The following is a 15,699-nucleotide window of genomic DNA, read 5'->3' as shown; positions in this document are numbered from 1 at the left end:
GGCCGGGCGGGAGAGGCCCAGGGGGAGACGGGGACATGGTGGCGAACGCGAGCATGGTCGACCGGGGCAGAGGAGTCCTCGAAGGGGCCTTCGCCCTCCTGGAGGCGCTGCGAAGGCACGGCGACGACGCGGCGGGCGTCACCGAACTCGCCCAGGCCTGCGGCGTCCCCAAGGGCACCGCGCACCGACTGCTCGACCAGCTCGTGGCCGTCGGCGCCGTCGAACGCCGCGACCGGCGCTACCGGGTCGGCCCGCAGCTCTACCGGCTCGGCCTCGCCTGGGAGCCGCACCCGGGCCTGCGGGCCGCCGCCCGGCTGCCGCTGCACCGGCTGCGCGCCTCGACCGGGGCGAGCGTGCTGCTCGTGGTGATGCGGGAGGACCAGGCGCTGACGATGAGTTCGGTGCCCGGTGAGCTCGAGCCCGTGCTGCCGCTGCGGGACGGGACCGCGTTCCGCCTCGACACGGCCGCGGGCCTGGCGCTGCGCGGCCCCCGGGGCGCGGGCGCCGTGCTCGACCGGGAGGACGTGATGGCGGGGGTGTGTTGCGCGGCCCTGCCCGTACGGTCGCCGGACGGCCGGACCGTGGCCGCGCTCGCCGCGATGGTCCGCGCGGGGCGCCGCCTCGAACCGCTGGCCGACGCGGTCGCCGAGGCCGCCGGCGCGCTCGCGCGCGGACTCGCCCGGGGGCTTCCGGTGTGACCCGGGCCACGCTGTTCCGGCCAGCGGAACGCGCGTAGAACCGGCCGCGGCGGGGCGGGCACAGTGAGGGACGTGCCGGGGGGAACGGCACGAACGGCCCGGCCGGGACGGCGGGGTCGCACACCGGACGTCACCTGACGTGACGTCATGAACACGGGGGATCCACCATGAGCAAGAGCCGTACCGTCCGGATGGCCGCCGCCGCACTGCTCGGACTCGGCAGCCTCGGGGTCTTCGCCGGCACCGCCCAGGCCGAGCCGATCGACTACGTGAAGATCGAGCTCCTGGAGCTGACCTGCCACAAGAACAGCGAGGGCAACCACGACGAGGCCTACCTCAACATCACCGACGCCAACGGCAACCAGGTCAAGGTGTGGCCCGGCACCGGCATCACGTACCAGACCATGGGCGCCGGTTACGTCCGCTCCATGACCGACGGCAACAGCAACCCGGCGCTGGTCCTCGGCCGCCAGCAGGCCCGCACCCTCACCCTCTGGGACAAGGACACCTTCGGCGCCGACAAGCTGGGCGCCACGCTCGTCACCGGCAGCGAGGCCGGCGCCGAGGTCCAGTACCGCTCCCTGGAAGGCTCCGGCGGCATCTACACGATCGCCTACCGCGTGATCGACATCTGAGCCGCTCAGGTCCCGGGTGACCCGGTCACCCGGGACCGGACCGCCGGCGACCGGCCGCGCTCGCCGCGCCTCCCTTGGCCCGCCGGTGCGCCGCGACCCGTTCGCGGGTGGCGCACCGGCGCGAGCAGTAGCGGCGCTCCTGGCCGCTGCCCAGGGGGACGAAGACGTCCTGGCACGTGCCCGAAGCGCACACTCCGCCCGGTGCGCGTCCCCGGTCCCACAGGAGCACGGCGAGGGAGAGACAGGAGGAGGCGAGGAACCACTCCGCCCACGGGGCCTCGTCGTCCCGGTCCACGTGCGGGTGCCACGGGCTCGCGCCGCCGTGCGCGGTGAGCCGCAGCGGACCGGTCCGCTCGGCGAGCAGCGCGTTGAGCACCCGCGCCGCCGCGTCCACGCCGTCCGCGGCGAACACCGGTCGCAGCGCGCCCGCCGCCTCCCGCAGCCCGGGAAGGTCGGCCTCGGCGAGCCCGAGCGGCTCGCTCTCGCCGTACGCGCGCAGCACCGCCGCGACCTCGTCCAGACACGACGGACGCGGGTCGGGCCGGCTCAGCACATTGACCAGGTCGGCGGCGCGCCGGGCGTTGGCGAGGACGGAGTGACGCGCGGCGCCGTCGTCCGGGGGCGCGGGCGCGGGGGCGGGAGGCATGGAGCGAATGTAACGCATGTTGTGGAGCTTTGAGTTACCTGCGTAGCGTCATGCCGGTGCTGAACGACCAGAAGAACCACGGGACACGGCGCCTGCTCGCGGGCGCCACGGCGGCGCGCACCGGTGACGAGATGTCCGGGCCCGCGCTCCTGCTGCTCGGTTACGGCTCCACCGGATCGGTGGCGACGGGGGCCGCCCTGCTCGCCGGCATCACGGCCGCGGCGGCGCTCGGCGGACCGGTCCTCGGCGCGCTCCTCGACCGTGCCCGCCGCCCGGGCCGGCTGCTCGCCGCCTCCCTCGTCCTCTACGCCGCAGGACTCGTCGCCGTGCTGCTCAGCCTCGGGCGCGTCCCGTTCCCCCTCACCCTGCTCGTCGCGCTGGCCGCCGGGACGCTCGCCCCGGCCCTCGCGGGCGGCTGGACGGCACAACTCTCCACCGCGGCACCGGCGGAACGGCTCCATCGGGCGCACGCGCTCGACGCCATGACCTTCAACGCCGCGAGCCTGCTGGGGCCGGCCCTCGCCGGACTCCTCGGCCGCCTCCTCGGGGCTCCCGCCGCCGTGGCGGCCTCCGCCGCGCTGATCCTGCTCGCGGTGCCCGCGACCCGGGGGCTGCCCCGCAGGTCCGACGCGGGCGGTCCGCCGACCGTACGGGCGGTGGCGGGGGATCTCGTACGCGGCTTCGCCTGCCTGGCCCGCTCCGTGCCGCTGGCCAGGGCGACCCTCAGCTCCACCCTCTCCTGCCTCGGGCAGGGAATCTTCGTCGCCTGCGTGCCCCTGCTCGGGGCACGGGTTCTCGGAACCGCCGGCGACGGTGCTCTGCTGCTCGGTTGTGTCGCCCTCGCGGCCCTCGGGGCCGGAGCGGTGCTCGCCCGGCGCCGCCGCGCCCCGAACCCCGACACGGTCCTGTGGGTCGCGCCGCTGGCGCTGGCGGCGGCCTTCTCGGCGGCCTGCGCAGCGGCCGCGAGCGGCCGGGCCGACGTCCTCGTGGCCGCCGCGCTGCTCGCCGGCGCCGCCGAAGGACCGCAGCTGACCGCCCTGTTCGCGGTGCGGCACCGGGAGGCGCCGGAGCGGCTGCGGGCCCAGGTGTTCACCACGGGAGCCAGCGTCAAGATCACCGCGTTCGCGCTGGGCGCCGCCGCGGCCGGGCCGCTCGCCGGACGGACGCCGGCGGGCGCCCTCCTGGCCGCCGCGGCGGTGCAGCTGCTCGCCGCGGCGGCCCAGGCGGTCGTGGGCCGGGCGGGCGTCAGGCCGTGGAGGCGCGCAGGGAGGCGGTGTGGGTGCGGACCTGCTCGGGGGTGAGATAGGCGTCCGTGTACTCGAAGTCCCGCAGTGTGCCGGACTTGGAGGCCAGGAAGCCGGTGCGGACGAAGTCGTCACCGGCCACGGCGTTGAGCAGCCAGTTCGTCATCACCCGGGTCTTCGCCACATTGGTGCGCAGCGCCGCCCAGTGATAGGCGCGGGCCACCGCCTGGGCCGGCATGCCGTGGAGCTCGACGCCCAGCGGCTTGGAGACGCCGTCCAGACCTCCGAGGTCCACCACCAGCCCCAGGTCCTTGTGGACGTACGGATGGGTCTTCTCGCCCCGCAGGGTCGCGACCAGGTTGTCGGCGACCACCTTGCCCTGGCGCATGGCGTGCTGGGCGGTGGGCGGACAGACCGCGCCCTTCTCGTCCTTGGCGAGGTCGGGCACCGCTGCCGCGTCGCCCAGCGCGTACACCCCGGGCATGCCCGGCACCGCCATGTCCGCGCCCACCACGAGCCGGCCCCGGTGCGTCTCGGCGCCGAGGGTCCCGATCAGCGGGCTCGCCGCGACCCCGGCCGTCCAGATCAGGGTCCGGCTCGGCAGCACCCTGCCGTCCGTCAGCGTCACCGTCTTCTCGTCCACGGACGCCACCGAGACCCCGAGGGACACCTCGATCCCGCGCCGCCGCAGGATGTCGAGCGCCGCCGCGCCCAGCTTGGGCCCGAGCTCGGGCATCAGCGTCGGCGCGATGTCCACCAGGTGCCACTTGATGAGCTTGGGGTCGAGCCGCGGATAGCGCTTGACCGCGTTGTGGGTGAGCATCTGCAGGCACGCGGCCGTCTCGGTACCCGCGTAGCCGCCGCCGACCACCACGAACTGCAGCCGCGCGGCCCGCTCCGCCTCGTCCTGGCTCGCGTCGGCGAGGTCCAGCTGGGCGATCACGTGGTCGCGGATGTACACCGCCTCGGCGAGGGTCTTCATGCCGCGGGCGTGCTCCTTGAGACCCGGGATGTCGAAGGTGCGGGTGACGCTGCCGGGGGCGAGGACCAGATGGTCGTACGGCTCGGTCTCCAGTTCCCCGCTGATGGTCCGCACCACGCAGACCTTGGCGTCCGTGTCGATGCCGACCGCGCCGCCGGGGATGATCCGCGTCCGGTGCCGCTCGCTGCGCCGAAGGGACAGCGCGACCGACTGAGGGGTCAGCACGCCGGAGGCCACCTGGGGGAGCAGGGGCAGGTAGAGCTGGTAGGAGAAGGGCGAAAGGAGCGAGATCGCGGCCTCTCGCCCGGTCAGCCGCCGTTCGAGGCGCCGCACGCACGCGACCCCGGCGAAACCGGCGCCCACCACGAGGATTCTCGGTCGAGACACGGTGAAAGACCGCCTTTCCACGCCTTGTCCTGCGGTACGGGCCATGAGTGACCCTCTCAGCCTGACTAACCGAACCCATCATCCGGAAATCATTCATATCCGGCAAAAGGGCGAGAAGCGGTGAGAGGGCCCAGGACTCCGGCTACCCGGCCGAGGGCGAAGCACTCAAGGAAGTCGTCACGGCCGTCACGGCCGTCGCAACGGCGGGTCAGGCGGGGCCGTGTCCGTACATCGCCGCGATCGACTGGGCGACGGTGTCGCCGTTGCCGTCGCGGCCCGTCTCGTCGGCCGCGAGCAGCCAGGGCAGCCGCTGATGGAGGAGGGTCACCCCGGACGGTTCGAGCAGACCGCCGACCGCCCGGTCCGAGCCGTCGCAGGCGGTGGCCGCACCGGTGGTCGCGTAGAGGTCGACGAAGTGGGCCTTGTGCTCCTTGGCCTTCGCCGCCATCAGGGAGTTGAGCCGCGCCTGCACCTTGGTGTCGAGGAAGCCCCACGCGGCCTCCGGCACATCGGCGAGCGGCCGTTCGCCGCCGGGCAGGGCGGTGCGGCACCGCTTGCGATCCTTCGGGACGAGCCGCGGATAACCCACGAGAACCGTCGTGGCCGAGGGCGACTCGCTGCCGATCTCGGAGAACAGCTTGTCGAGGTCCTTGCCGGTCTGCGCGAACCGCCGCTCGAGCCAGTCCGCACCCGCACCCTTCGAGAAGTACGCGTCGCACTGCGCGGCGGGCGACCCCGCGTCCACCGGCACGTCCGGCAGGTGCGACCCCTCGGTGCCCCGCAGCCGCTGCGAGCACTGCTTGAGCACCTGCCCGAAACCTGCGGTCCCGGCCCCGAGCCCGACCACGACCAGCTTCGTCTCCTTCGTCAGGGCACGCTTCTGCGGTACGGCGGTCCCGCCGCCGCCCAGCTCCTGCTCCTCCCACACATGGTGGAGGGCGGCTCCGGCGCAGGACACGTCGGCCGTGATGTCCAGGAGGATGGCCTGGTCGGCCAGTTGGTCCTCGATGACGTCCGGCAGGTTCTCCTGGGCGCGCACGCAGAGCAGCCCGTTCGGGTCGACGGGAGCGATGCCCCACCCGGCGACGGAGGCGTCGCCGAGGAAGACGGTGGGGATCTTCGGGGGGTTCACGCCGGCCGCGGGGGCGGTGAGTCCGGCGGCCGTCGCCGCCAGGAGCACCGCCGCCGCGCAGAGCGTCCTCGTCAGCCTCATGGGGGACATTCAACGGCTGCCGACAGGCCCAGTGGCGGCGTGGGGCGCCGACTCCACCTGGGAGAGCGAATCCGGCGGCGCACGGAGGTGCGTCGGGTTTGGGGCGCGGGCCGAGCACAAGGGCGCTGCACGGCGGCGCGAAGGCCCCCGAGTGGGGTGCAGGCTCGGCGCCCGCACCCCACCGGAGGTCTTCGCGGTGGACGACGTCGGTGATCGGTACCGGCGGTGCGGCCTCGTCACATGGCGTCGCGCTCGTCGCGGTCCCGGGCGATGCCCGTCTCGTCGCCCTCGACCTCGATGCGTTCCTTGCGGATCCGCCCGCTGACGGTCTCCTCGTCGGTCACCTCGTCCGTCCGGAGGCGGACCCGCTCGACGGGGACGGCCTTGGTCTCGACCACGGGACGCTCCTCGTGGAGGATCACCTCGTGCTCGGCCTCGGCGATCTCGGGCCCGGAGAGGGCCTGTTCGCGGTTGGCCTCCGTGATCGGCTCGCGCTCCACGCGAACCTCCTCATGGCGCACCGGCACGGTCTGCTGGACGTCCTCGGTGACGATGTACTTGCGCAGCCGCACATGCCCGGTCTCGACCCGCTCGATCCCCACGTGCATCTGCTCCTCGGACCGGGTCATCGCGTCGTCGCCGACCGAACGCCCCGTCCGCGCCGTGCCCATGTCCTCGGCTCCGAGGTCGCCTCGGCCCCGATCGGTCAGGCCGGCCGCTCCGGCCGCTCCCGCCGTACCGGCGGTGCCGTGTGCCCAGCCTCCGTCGCCGGGCTGGTTCGCCCGCTGCCAGGCCTCGTCCCACGCGATGCCGTAGTACTCGTAGAGGCGCTGCTCCTCGCTCGCGTCCAGGTGGCCGCCGCCGTCGATGTCGACGTGCGGAGCGCCCTTGATGCGGTCCTTGGGGTACGGGACCTCCAGATGGTCGTCGACCAGGGAAGCGTCCTTGATCGGCACGAAGGACTCGTTCGTGCCGAACATTCCGGTCTTGACGGTGACCCACTCGGGGCGACCGGTGACGTCGTCGACGAAGACGTGCTTGGCGTCTCCGATCTTCCTGCCTTCCTGGTCGTACACGGGATGGTCCAGCACAGTGGGAATCTGTTCCTGGGCGATCATGTCTACCCTCCTGGCGTTGGCATGGTCCCCCTGCGGCTTACCACCTCATAGGGGCGAAAACGTATGAAATGCCCCCGATTTGGTTGAGTTCCGACCAGTTGACCGTTGAAGCGAAGGTGGGCGATCCAGGGACCGGCCCGTGGATCCCGCGGAGCGGTCGGCTTGTCAGAGGCGTGGTGCACCATCGTCGACATGAGCGAGATCGCTGGTGAGACCGAGACGTGGACGGGCCTCGGCGAGGTCACGGCGCCCTCGGGCGTGCTCGTGCTCGGCATGGCAGGGGGCATCGGCGTCTGGCCCGAGCTCGGCCGGCCCCTGTCCGAGCGGGCGCGCGAGGCCGCTGCCGCCGGAGGCGGGCATCTGCGCGACGGGCTGTGCGAGGCGGTGGCCGTGCCGGCCCGCGCCGACGGGACGCTGACCGTACGGGCGGCCACCGAGCCCTCCGTCTTCGACGAGGAGCCGGTGATCTCGGTCCTGGAGGTCGAGTTGGGCGTGCCGTGGCCCGACGGCGCCGGCGACGCCCCCGTCCGGCTCGGCGACCTGCCGGTCGACCGCTGCGGCACGGTCGTCGGGGACGCGGTCGCGCTGGACGCCTGGACGGGGCTCGCGGACGAGTCCGACGACGGCCTCGCCGACCTCGCCTACTGGGGGCGGCACGTGGACGCCGCGCACGCCCACTTCGGCGGCGAGCGGATGACACCGGGCGACGACGGCGGACCGTGCGGCTGGCTCGACCTGCCCGTCGCCGAAGCCGAACGGAAGGCCGCCGCGCTCGAAGCCTGGACCCGCGAACACCACCAGGGCAGGGGCCTGGTGTGGTCGGTCGACGCGCACACCGACTTCCACCGCTTCCAGCGGGCAGGACGCGACCACCCCCTGGAAGCGGGGCGGATCGAGGTGGCCGGCTGCCGGGTCCTCGGCATCGGATGGAACCCCGGGGACCACGCGATGCGGCACCACGGCGAGCGGGACGCCGGTCAGGTCCACCCGGTCACCCTCCACCGCGCCGCCGACGGCGGTACCGTCCTGCGGTGGACCATCCCGCCCCACGACGAGTGGGACGAGCGGGACGAACAAGAGGAGTACCGGGCGTGAGCGACACCGACCCCTATCTGTGGCTCGAAGAGGTCGAGGGCGAGCGCGCGCTCGCCTGGGTGCGGGAGCGCAACGCCGAGACCGAGGCCGAGCTCGCGCGGGGCGAAGGATTCGCCGGCCTCGTGGCCGAGCTGCGCGAGGTGCTCGACGCGCCCGACCGGATCCCGTACACCACGCGCCGCGGCCCCTACCTCTACAACTTCTGGCAGGGCGCCGGACACACCCGCGGCGTCTGGCGGCGCACCACCCTGGAGGAGTACCGCACCGACGAGCCCTCCTGGGACGTGCTGCTCGACCTCGACGCGCTGGCCGAGGCGGAGGGCGAGGACTGGACCTGGGCCGGCGCACAGGTGCTGCGGCCCGCGTTCCGGAGGGCGCTGATCAGCCTCGCGCGGGGCGGCGGCGACGCCGTCGTGGTGCGGGAGTACGACCTGGAGGACCGGGCCTTCGTCGCGGACGGCTTCCGACTGCCCGAGGCGAAGACCGACATCGGCTGGATCGACGAGGACCACGTCTTCGTCGGCACCGACCAGGGCCCCGGCTCCATGACCGCCTCCGGCTATCCGCGCACCGTCCGCCGCTGGCGCCGGGGCACCCCGCTCGCCGAGGCCGAACTCGTCCACGAGGTCGCCGAGTCCGACCTCGCCGTCTCCGCCTGGCACGACCCGACCGAGGGCTTCGAGCGCGACTTCGTCGTCCGCTACCGCGACTTCTGGCACCACGACACCCACCTGCTCACCCCGGACGGCGAGCTGCGCCGCATCGACGTCCCCGACGACGCCGACACCTCCGTGCACCGCGACCGGCTCCTCGTCACCCCCAAGCGACCCTGGCTCGGGCAGCCCGCCGGCGCCCTGCTCGCCTTCCGCCTCGACGACTTCCTCGCCGGACGGCGGGAACTCGACGTCCTGTTCACCCCCGACGAGCGCACGGCCCTCGCCGGCCACGCCTGGACCCGCAACCACCTGGTCGTGGAGACCCTCGAGGACGTCGCCAGCCGCATATACGTGCTCACGCCCGACCCCTCCACCGGACGCTGGGAGCGCGGCGAGCTCGCCGACGTCCCGCCGCTCGCCTCCGCCGCCCTGACCGACACCGACCCGGACACCGGCGACGAGTACTTCCTTTCCATCACCGGCCACCTCCAGCCGACCACCCTGCACCGCGGCGAGATCGGCCGGCCCGGCGAGCCGATCAAGCAGGCGCCCGAGCGCTTCGACGCGACCGGCCTGACCGCCCGCCAGTACTTCGCCCGCTCCGCCGACGGCACCCGCGTCCCGTACACCGTCGTCGGCGGCACCGACCACCCCGGCCCCACCCTGCTCACCGGATACGGCGGCTTCGAGGTCTCCCTCACCCCCGCGTACGACACCGTGCGCGGCCGCGCCTGGCTCGCCCGCGGCGGTACGTACGTGGTGGCCGGCATCCGCGGCGGCGGCGAGTACGGCCCCCGCTGGCACCGCAGCGCCCTCAAGGCCGACCGGCACCGCGCCTACGAGGACTTCGAGGCCGTCGCCCGGGACCTCGTCGCGCGGGGCATCACCACCCCGGACCGGCTCGGCATCACCGGCGCCAGCAACGGCGGCCTGCTCATGGGCGCGATGCTGGTCCGCAGTCCCGAACTGTTCGGCGCGATCGTGGCGCACGTCCCGCTGCTCGACATGCTGCGCTTCCACACGCTGCTCGCCGGAGCCAGCTGGACCGCCGAATACGGAGACCCCGACGACCCGGCCGACCGGCCGCACCTGGCCGAGCTCTCGCCCTACCACCGGCTCGCCGCCGGCCGGCCCTACCCGCCCGTGCTGCTCACCACCTCGACCCGGGACGACCGGGTCCACCCCGGGCACGCCCGCAAGACCGCCGCTCGACTGCGCGAGCTCGGCCACCGGGTGCTGCTGCACGAGACCCTGTCCGGCGGTCACGCCGGGGCCACCGACCACGAACAGACCGCCTACAACAGCGCCCTGGAGCACACCTTCCTCTGGCGGACGCTCGGCGCCCGCGAGGGCTGACGTACCCGCCGGGCGCACCCGCCGGGCACGGTGGCCGGGTTCGGCGGCCGGGTCTGGCGTGTGTGTCGTTCGTCCCGCCGTGTCAGTCCGGGCGGCGGGCCAGCAGATAGCAGCGCCGGGTCTCCGCCTCGTGCGGGTACGGCGCCCGCTCCAGTTGCGCCTCGATCCGGAAGCCGGCCTCACGCAGGGCGGCGGCGACGGCCGCGGGCTCCAGATGGTGGAAGTCGACGTCCACCTCGTGACCCCACCACTCGGTGAGGTTTCTCACCCCGGTGCCGATGTGGAAGGAGACGAGCAGCGGGCCGCCGGGGCGCAGGACCCGGTGGATCTCGGCGCGGGCGGGGCCGAGCTCGTCGGGGGAGAGGTGAATGAGGGAGTAGAGCGCGACGGCCCCGTCGAACTCCCCGTCCCGGGCCGGCAGCCGCAGCAGATCGCCCTCGCGGAACTCGACCTCGGGGTGCCGCTCACGCCCGATCGTGACCATGGCGGGGGACAGGTCCACCCCGACCACCGTCCGCCCCCGGCCGGCCAGCCACGCGGCGACATGCCCGGGGCCACAGCCCAGATCGGCGAGCACCGTTCCGTCGCCCGCCTGCTCGCACAGCGCGGCGAGGAGCGCCCGGTCGAGCGGCTTGCCGTCGAGCTCCCCGCCGATGCGGGCGCGGTACTCCTCGGCCACGGTGTCGTAACCGCGCCGCACGCGCTCATGGCCGGGCGTGCCCGCCGCGCCGACCCCGCCCGTGGCCACGCCGGTGTCCGTCATGTCGACGGCCCCCTCACTACTGCATCGGCGCGCCGGTCGGGCCAAGGCCGGCCGGCGGCATCTGGATCACACGGCTGAGGTCGCGCAGCACTTCTTCGGCGGTCCGGCGTACGTCCCCGGGAACGTCCCCCTGCTCACGTATGAGCTCGGAGTAGATGGGGGCGGTGGTGTCCGCGTAATTCATTGCGCTCGCTTCCTCGGCTTTCCGCGACGTTCTTCGGGCGGCGAGTCTACGGGGCCGCTCGGACACCGCCGGGCACCGGCCCGGATGCCGGACCCCGCCCCGGACGGCCGCGCCCGGCCCTCCGCCCGGACGCCCCGCCGGGCACCGCACCGGCACCCCGCCGGAACCGCACCGGCCAACTCCACCGGCCCACGAGCTAATTCGCTGGTCGGAGCGGGCGCGGGGCAGAAGAATGGGCTGCCTCGAACCGGGAGGGAAACCCCATGAGCCAGGCGCACCTGACTCTCGACGCGCTGCTGCCGCCGCACGAGCTGGCCGCCGCGGTCGAAGCCGGGCATGTGACCCGCAAGTCACACCCCGAGCTGCCGCTGTCGATCTACACGTACACGCGGACCTGTCAGTACGAAGGCGTCTGGAACAGCGTCACCATCCGCTGCCGGGGACTCGTCGCCGACGACCGCACCGGACGGATCGTCGCCCTGCCGCTGCCCAAGTTCTTCAACGTCTCCGAGCACGAGACCGGCCGCCCCTACGCGCCCGCGCTCCCCGACGAGCCGTTCGAGGTGTACGAGAAGGTGGACGGCAGCCTCGGCGTGGTCTTCCACTACGAGGGCCGGTGGCGGGTCGCCTCGAAGGGCTCCTTCATCAGCACCCAGGCCACCTGGGCGCAGCGGCGCCTCGACGGCGCCGACACATCGGCGCTGGTGCCGGGGACGACGTACCTCGCGGAGATCGTCTACCCGCAGAATCGTATCGTCGTGGACTACGGCGACCGCCGGGACCTCGTCCTGCTCGCCGCGTTCGGCCCCGACGGCACCGAGACGCCGCTGGCCGAGGCCGCGACCGCCTGGCAGGGCATCGGCTCGGTCGTCACCGTCCACCCGCCCATGCCGCTCGACGCCCTGCTGAAGCTCACGGAGTCGAACACACTGCCCGACGGCAACCCCGCGACCGGCACCGACGCCGAGGGCTTCGTCCTCCGCTTCGCCAACGGCGTCCGCGCCAAGGCCAAGATCGCCGAGTACGTACGGCTCCACAAGGTCCTCACCGGCGTCACCGAACGCGACATCTGGCGCGGCCACGGCATCCAGCGCTTCGCCGGCACGTCCGCCAGGACCCTCGCGCAGGGCCTCGGCCTGTCCATGCCCGAACTCGGCGGCATCCGCTCCCGGGGCGGACGTCCGCTCGACGCGCTCCTCGAGCAGGTGCCCGACGAGTTCGACGCCTGGGTACGCTCGGTCATCGCCCGCCTGGAGGAGGAGTTCGCCGCCCGTACGCGTGCCATCGACGAGGCCTACGCCTCCCTCGCCCACCTCGCCGACGACCGCGGCGCCTTCGCGCGGGCCGCCAAGGAGCTGCCCGACCCGCGGCTGCGCTCCGCCCTCTTCCTGCGCCTCGACGGGCGCTCCACCGACCTCCTCGTCTGGCGCGAGCTGCGCCCCGAGGCCGCCGACCCCTTCACCACCGACGAGGAGAACTGACCGTGCCCCAGGTCCACGTCATGACCGGACTGCCGGCCTCCGGCAAGACGACCGCCGCCCGCGCCCTCCAGGAGCGGTCCGAGGGCCGGATGCGCCGCGTCAACCTCGACGACCTTCGCACCATGCTCGACCTGCCGGGCGGCGACCGCCGCTCGCACGCCCACGAGCAGACCGTCCTCGGCATCCAGGACGCCGCCATCCGCGCCGCCGTCGACGACGGCTTCGACGTCGTCGTCGACAACACCCACCTCACCCCGCACATCCCCCGGCGCCTCAAGGCCGCCGTCGCCGGCCGCGAGGCCACCTTCGTCGTGCACGACTTCACCGACGTGCCCGTCGACGAGTGCGTCCGCCGTGACGCCGCCCGCGCGCGGCCGGTCGGCGAGGAGATCATCCGCATCCTCGCCGACAAGCACACCAAGGCCACCCGCGGCGGCTGGCGCCTCACCGACGACTGGCTCAACGACCGCCCGGCCGCCACCCCGTACGTCCCCGACACCGCGCTGCCCTCCGCCGTCCTCTGCGACATCGACGGCACCCTCGCACTGCGCGGCGACCGCGGACCGTACGACTTCACCCGCTGCGACCTCGACCTGCTGAACGTCGCGGTCCGCGACGCCCTGCGGGCCTTCCGGAGCTCCCACCAGGACCGGATCGTGCTGCTCTCCGGCCGCAGCGAGGACCACCGCGCGCTGACCGAGGCCTGGCTGCGGCGGTACGAGGTGCCGTACGACGAACTGTGGATGCGGGCCTCCGACGACGGCCGCTCCGACGACCTCGTCAAGGCCGAGCTCTTCGACGCGCACGTCCGCCACCGCTACGCGGTCCGCGTCTCGCTCGACGACCGCGACCGGGTGGTGGCGGTGTGGCGCCGGATGGGCCTGCCCACCTGGCAGGTCAACTACGGCAACTTCTAGACGGTGAGGAGACGCCCCTAGGATCGACTCCGTATCCGGGCGCGCACCAGGCACGCACGGACGACGTGGAAGACACGGAAGACACGGGGGAGTACGGGGATGAAGCGGCGCTGGGTGAAGGTGCTCGTCATCGTGGTCGTGGTACTGGGGGGACTGTTCGTCGCCGCCGACCGGATCGCGGTGCACTACGCGGAGAAGGAGGCCGTCGCCCTCGCCGAGGAGAAGTACGGCTACGGGTCGGGATCGACGAACGGGTTCACCGAGGTCTCGATCCACGGCTTCCCCTTCCTCACCCAGGCCGCGGACCTCAGCCTCGACCACGTCACCCTCACCGCGGGGAACTTCTCCGTCAACACCACCGTGAACGCCCAGGGCGACCACCTCGACATACGGAAGCTCAGCCTGGAGCTGCGCGACCTGACCGCGCCCTCGCTCACCGCCCGCAGCGCGGGCGCGAACCTCGTCACCGGCCGGGTGACCATCGGCTACGAGGACCTGTCCGGGGTGGTGTCCCGGCTGCTCGGGAAGGGCGGCGCGCTCACCGTCGCGCCGGCCACCGGGGGCGCCGCCGGTTCGTCGGCCGGTTCGTCGGCCGGCGGCCAGGAGGCGCCGCTGCGTGTGTCCGGCAGCTGGGACGGGCGCCGGCTCGACACCGCGGCGAGCATCAGCGTGGCGGCCGACGAGTTCCAGATCCGCATCCCCGAGCTCGGCCGCGACCCCTACACCTGGCGGGTCCCCCTGCCCCGCAACATCGACTTCACCGCCGCCCGGACCACGCCGGACGGCGTCGAGCTCGAGGTGACCGGCCACCAGGTCGTCCTCGGCGGCTGACCCGGCCGCCGGAACCCCGGGGGCGGGCTCTCCGCCCAGCGACCGAGCACGGCTGCGACCGGGGTCGGATGCCGGTCCCCGCCGCGCCGTCCTAGGGTGGTCCGTGGCCCCACCACGGCTCGCGACCGCACGACCGAGGAGATGTATTCGCGCATGATCCGCCGCACCGACGAGGTCGAAGACCTCATGCACCGCTTCCCGCACGTCCCGAAGGAGGCGGTGATCAAGGAAGACCTCCTGCGCGGCGGCATCGCCTTCGACGACTCGGCGCTCACCGAGTCCGGCGACGAGGCCTCCGGCGAGGTCAAGCCCAAGTCGTACTTCATCTTCTCCTTCGACCACCGCACCCTGCCCGAGCTCGGCCAGGCCGCGCTGCGCCGCCCGCCGGAGGAGATCGTCCTCACCGGCGGCCCGTACGAGCTGCGCCGCACCGTGGTCTCCGTCCGCGTCAACCCCACCTCGCCGTACCGGGTCGCGGCGGGCGAGGACGGCATGCTCGGGCTCTACCTCGACGGACGCCGCATCGCCGACGTCGGCCTGCCGCCGATGCCGGAGTACTACCGGCACACCCTCGCCAACGGGAAGTCCGTGATGGAGGTCGCCCCGACCATCCAGTGGGGCTATCTGATCTACCTGACCGTCTTCCGGGTCTGCCAGTACTTCGGCGCCAAGGAGGAGTGCCAGTACTGCGACATCAACCACAACTGGCGCCAGCACAAGGCCGCCGGACGCCCCTACACCGGAGTGAAGCCGGTGGAGGAGGTCCTGGAGGCGCTGGAGATCATCGACAAGTACGACACGGCCGGCGCCTCGACCGCGTACACCCTGACCGGCGGCGCCGTCACCTCCCGCGTCGCCGGGAAGGACGAGGCCGACTTCTACGGGCAGTACGCCCAGGCCATCGAGGAGCGCTTCCCCGGCCGCTGGATCGGCAAGGTCGTCGCCCAGGCCCTGCCCAAGGCCGACGTCCAGCGCTTCAAGGACTACGGCATCCAGATCTACCACCCCAACTACGAGGTGTGGGACCGGCGCCTCTTCGAGCTGTACTGCCCCGGCAAGGAGCGGTACGTGGGCCGTGACGAGTGGCACCGCCGCATCCTGGACTCCGCCGAGGTCTTCGGCCCGCGCAACGTCATCCCCAACTTCGTGGCGGGCGTGGAGATGGCCGAGCCCTTCGGCTTCACGACGGTCGACGAGGCGATCGCCTCGACCACCGAGGGCCTCGAGTACTTCATGTCCCGCGGCATCACGCCCCGCTTCACCACCTGGTGTCCCGAGCCCACCACGCCGCTCGGCAAGGCCAACCCGGCGGGAGCGCCCCTGGAGTACCACATCCGGCTCCTCGACGCCTACCGGGCGACGATGGAGTCCCACGGCCTGAGCTCGCCCCCCGGCTACGGCCCGCCGGGCCCCGGTCGCGCCGTCTTCTCCGTGAGCTCCTTCATGGACAGCCTCCCGGGCGAGGACTGACGGGCCCCCGGCGGGACTGTCAC

At 73.3% G+C, this 15,699-nt stretch carries 15 protein-coding genes; 9 read left to right on the top strand and 6 right to left on the bottom strand.

From position 1 onward, the window contains the following. Window positions 1-35 precede the first annotated feature (35 nt). Window positions 36-698 carry a helix-turn-helix domain-containing protein gene (locus ACFY7C_RS01605; RefSeq protein ID WP_389642073.1) on the top strand — a complete coding sequence of 221 codons (663 nt, stop codon included), beginning with the start codon at window positions 36-38 and terminating at the stop codon, window positions 696-698. Window positions 699-865: 167 nt separating this feature from the next. Continuing rightward, complete coding sequence (locus ACFY7C_RS01600) at window positions 866-1,333, top strand: hypothetical protein (RefSeq protein ID WP_389642071.1); 468 nt, start codon at window positions 866-868, stop codon at window positions 1,331-1,333. 25 nt (window positions 1,334-1,358) lie between these two features. On the opposite strand, the gene ACFY7C_RS01595 is transcribed toward ACFY7C_RS01600, so the two are convergent. After that, on the bottom strand, window positions 1,359-1,979 hold the full coding sequence (locus ACFY7C_RS01595; protein ID WP_389642067.1) for a CGNR zinc finger domain-containing protein: 621 nt from the start codon (window positions 1,977-1,979) through the stop codon (window positions 1,359-1,361). A gap of 56 nt (window positions 1,980-2,035) precedes the next feature. Here ACFY7C_RS01595 and ACFY7C_RS01590 point away from each other — a divergent pair, with 56 nt between their 5' ends. Further along, a complete protein-coding gene (locus tag ACFY7C_RS01590) occupies window positions 2,036-3,280 on the top strand; it encodes an MFS transporter (protein ID WP_389642064.1) in 1,245 nt (414 codons plus the stop codon). Here ACFY7C_RS01590 and ACFY7C_RS01585 read toward each other — a convergent pair. From ACFY7C_RS01585 to ACFY7C_RS01575, 3 genes are all read right to left on the bottom strand, one after another. Next, window positions 3,225-4,592, bottom strand: a complete 1,368-nt coding sequence (locus ACFY7C_RS01585) for an NAD(P)/FAD-dependent oxidoreductase (protein ID WP_389642061.1) — start codon at window positions 4,590-4,592, stop codon at window positions 3,225-3,227. The two genes, ACFY7C_RS01590 and ACFY7C_RS01585, sit on opposite strands and share 56 nt — an antisense overlap. A 208-nt stretch (window positions 4,593-4,800) precedes the next feature. After that, window positions 4,801-5,805 (bottom strand): SGNH/GDSL hydrolase family protein, encoded by a 1,005-nt coding sequence (locus ACFY7C_RS01580; RefSeq protein ID WP_389642058.1) that lies wholly within the window; start codon window positions 5,803-5,805, stop codon window positions 4,801-4,803. Between the two features lie 236 nt (window positions 5,806-6,041). Further along, a complete protein-coding gene (locus ACFY7C_RS01575) occupies window positions 6,042-6,923 on the bottom strand; it encodes a DUF2382 domain-containing protein (RefSeq protein ID WP_389642056.1) in 882 nt (293 codons plus the stop codon). Window positions 6,924-7,115: 192 nt separating this feature from the next. On the opposite strand from ACFY7C_RS01575, the gene ACFY7C_RS01570 reads away from it, so the two are divergent. Both ACFY7C_RS01570 and ACFY7C_RS01565 read left to right on the top strand, forming a co-directional pair. Continuing rightward, window positions 7,116-8,018, top strand: coding sequence for a hypothetical protein (locus ACFY7C_RS01570; protein WP_389642053.1), 903 nt, complete (start codon window positions 7,116-7,118; stop codon window positions 8,016-8,018). Next, window positions 8,015-10,030: a prolyl oligopeptidase family protein gene (locus ACFY7C_RS01565; RefSeq protein ID WP_389642050.1), complete on the top strand. Its 2,016-nt coding sequence runs from the start codon at window positions 8,015-8,017 to the stop codon at window positions 10,028-10,030. The genes ACFY7C_RS01570 and ACFY7C_RS01565 overlap by 4 nt, the downstream gene beginning before the upstream one ends. An 82-nt stretch (window positions 10,031-10,112) precedes the next feature. On the opposite strand, the gene ACFY7C_RS01560 is transcribed toward ACFY7C_RS01565, so the two are convergent. Continuing rightward, entirely contained in the window at window positions 10,113-10,793 is a 681-nt protein-coding gene (locus tag ACFY7C_RS01560) for a class I SAM-dependent methyltransferase (protein WP_389642047.1), read from the bottom strand. Between the two features lie 16 nt (window positions 10,794-10,809). Then, window positions 10,810-10,977, bottom strand: coding sequence for a hypothetical protein (locus ACFY7C_RS01555; protein WP_345483793.1), 168 nt, complete (start codon window positions 10,975-10,977; stop codon window positions 10,810-10,812). Between the two features lie 263 nt (window positions 10,978-11,240). Here ACFY7C_RS01555 and ACFY7C_RS01550 point away from each other — a divergent pair, with 263 nt between their 5' ends. The 4 genes from ACFY7C_RS01550 (at window position 11,241) to ACFY7C_RS01535 (ending at window position 15,676) form a co-directional block, all read left to right on the top strand. After that, window positions 11,241-12,458, top strand: coding sequence for an RNA ligase (locus ACFY7C_RS01550; protein ID WP_389642044.1), 1,218 nt, complete (start codon window positions 11,241-11,243; stop codon window positions 12,456-12,458). A 2-nt stretch (window positions 12,459-12,460) separates the two neighbouring features. Continuing rightward, window positions 12,461-13,375, top strand: coding sequence for an AAA family ATPase (locus tag ACFY7C_RS01545; RefSeq protein ID WP_389642041.1), 915 nt, complete (start codon window positions 12,461-12,463; stop codon window positions 13,373-13,375). A 99-nt stretch (window positions 13,376-13,474) separates the two neighbouring features. Then, window positions 13,475-14,206, top strand: a complete 732-nt coding sequence (locus tag ACFY7C_RS01540; RefSeq protein WP_389642038.1) for a DUF2993 domain-containing protein — start codon at window positions 13,475-13,477, stop codon at window positions 14,204-14,206. Window positions 14,207-14,359: 153 nt separating this feature from the next. After that, the gene (locus ACFY7C_RS01535; RefSeq protein ID WP_389642035.1) at window positions 14,360-15,676 is read left to right on the top strand and encodes a radical SAM protein; all 1,317 of its coding nucleotides are present in this window, start codon (window positions 14,360-14,362) and stop codon (window positions 15,674-15,676) included. The last annotated feature ends 23 nt before the right edge of the window (window positions 15,677-15,699 follow it).

Origin of the sequence: Streptomyces sp. NPDC012769 (genome assembly GCF_042901205.1) — a bacterium.
In the GTDB taxonomy this organism is placed as follows: domain Bacteria; phylum Actinomycetota; class Actinomycetes; order Streptomycetales; family Streptomycetaceae; genus Streptomyces.
The sequence above is the reverse complement of the archived record's forward strand: the minus strand, read 5'-3'. Positions and strand labels throughout refer to the sequence as shown.

Bases quoted from the DNA above. Each gene is read 5' to 3' on its own strand.
- ACFY7C_RS01605 (WP_389642073.1), top strand. From the start codon at position 36: ATGGTGGCGAACGCGAGCATGGTCGACCGGGGCAGAGGAGTCCTCGAA.
- ACFY7C_RS01555 (WP_345483793.1), bottom strand. From the start codon at position 10,977: ATGAATTACGCGGACACCACCGCCCCCATCTACTCCGAGCTCATACGT.
- ACFY7C_RS01570 (WP_389642053.1), top strand. From the start codon at position 7,116: ATGAGCGAGATCGCTGGTGAGACCGAGACGTGGACGGGCCTCGGCGAG.
- ACFY7C_RS01535 (WP_389642035.1), top strand. From the start codon at position 14,360: ATGATCCGCCGCACCGACGAGGTCGAAGACCTCATGCACCGCTTCCCG.
- ACFY7C_RS01550 (WP_389642044.1), top strand. From the start codon at position 11,241: ATGAGCCAGGCGCACCTGACTCTCGACGCGCTGCTGCCGCCGCACGAG.
- ACFY7C_RS01575 (WP_389642056.1), bottom strand. From the start codon at position 6,923: ATGATCGCCCAGGAACAGATTCCCACTGTGCTGGACCATCCCGTGTAC.
- ACFY7C_RS01600 (WP_389642071.1), top strand. From the start codon at position 866: ATGAGCAAGAGCCGTACCGTCCGGATGGCCGCCGCCGCACTGCTCGGA.
- ACFY7C_RS01580 (WP_389642058.1), bottom strand. From the start codon at position 5,805: ATGAGGCTGACGAGGACGCTCTGCGCGGCGGCGGTGCTCCTGGCGGCG.
- ACFY7C_RS01560 (WP_389642047.1), bottom strand. From the start codon at position 10,793: ATGACGGACACCGGCGTGGCCACGGGCGGGGTCGGCGCGGCGGGCACG.
- ACFY7C_RS01595 (WP_389642067.1), bottom strand. From the start codon at position 1,979: ATGCCTCCCGCCCCCGCGCCCGCGCCCCCGGACGACGGCGCCGCGCGT.
- ACFY7C_RS01540 (WP_389642038.1), top strand. From the start codon at position 13,475: ATGAAGCGGCGCTGGGTGAAGGTGCTCGTCATCGTGGTCGTGGTACTG.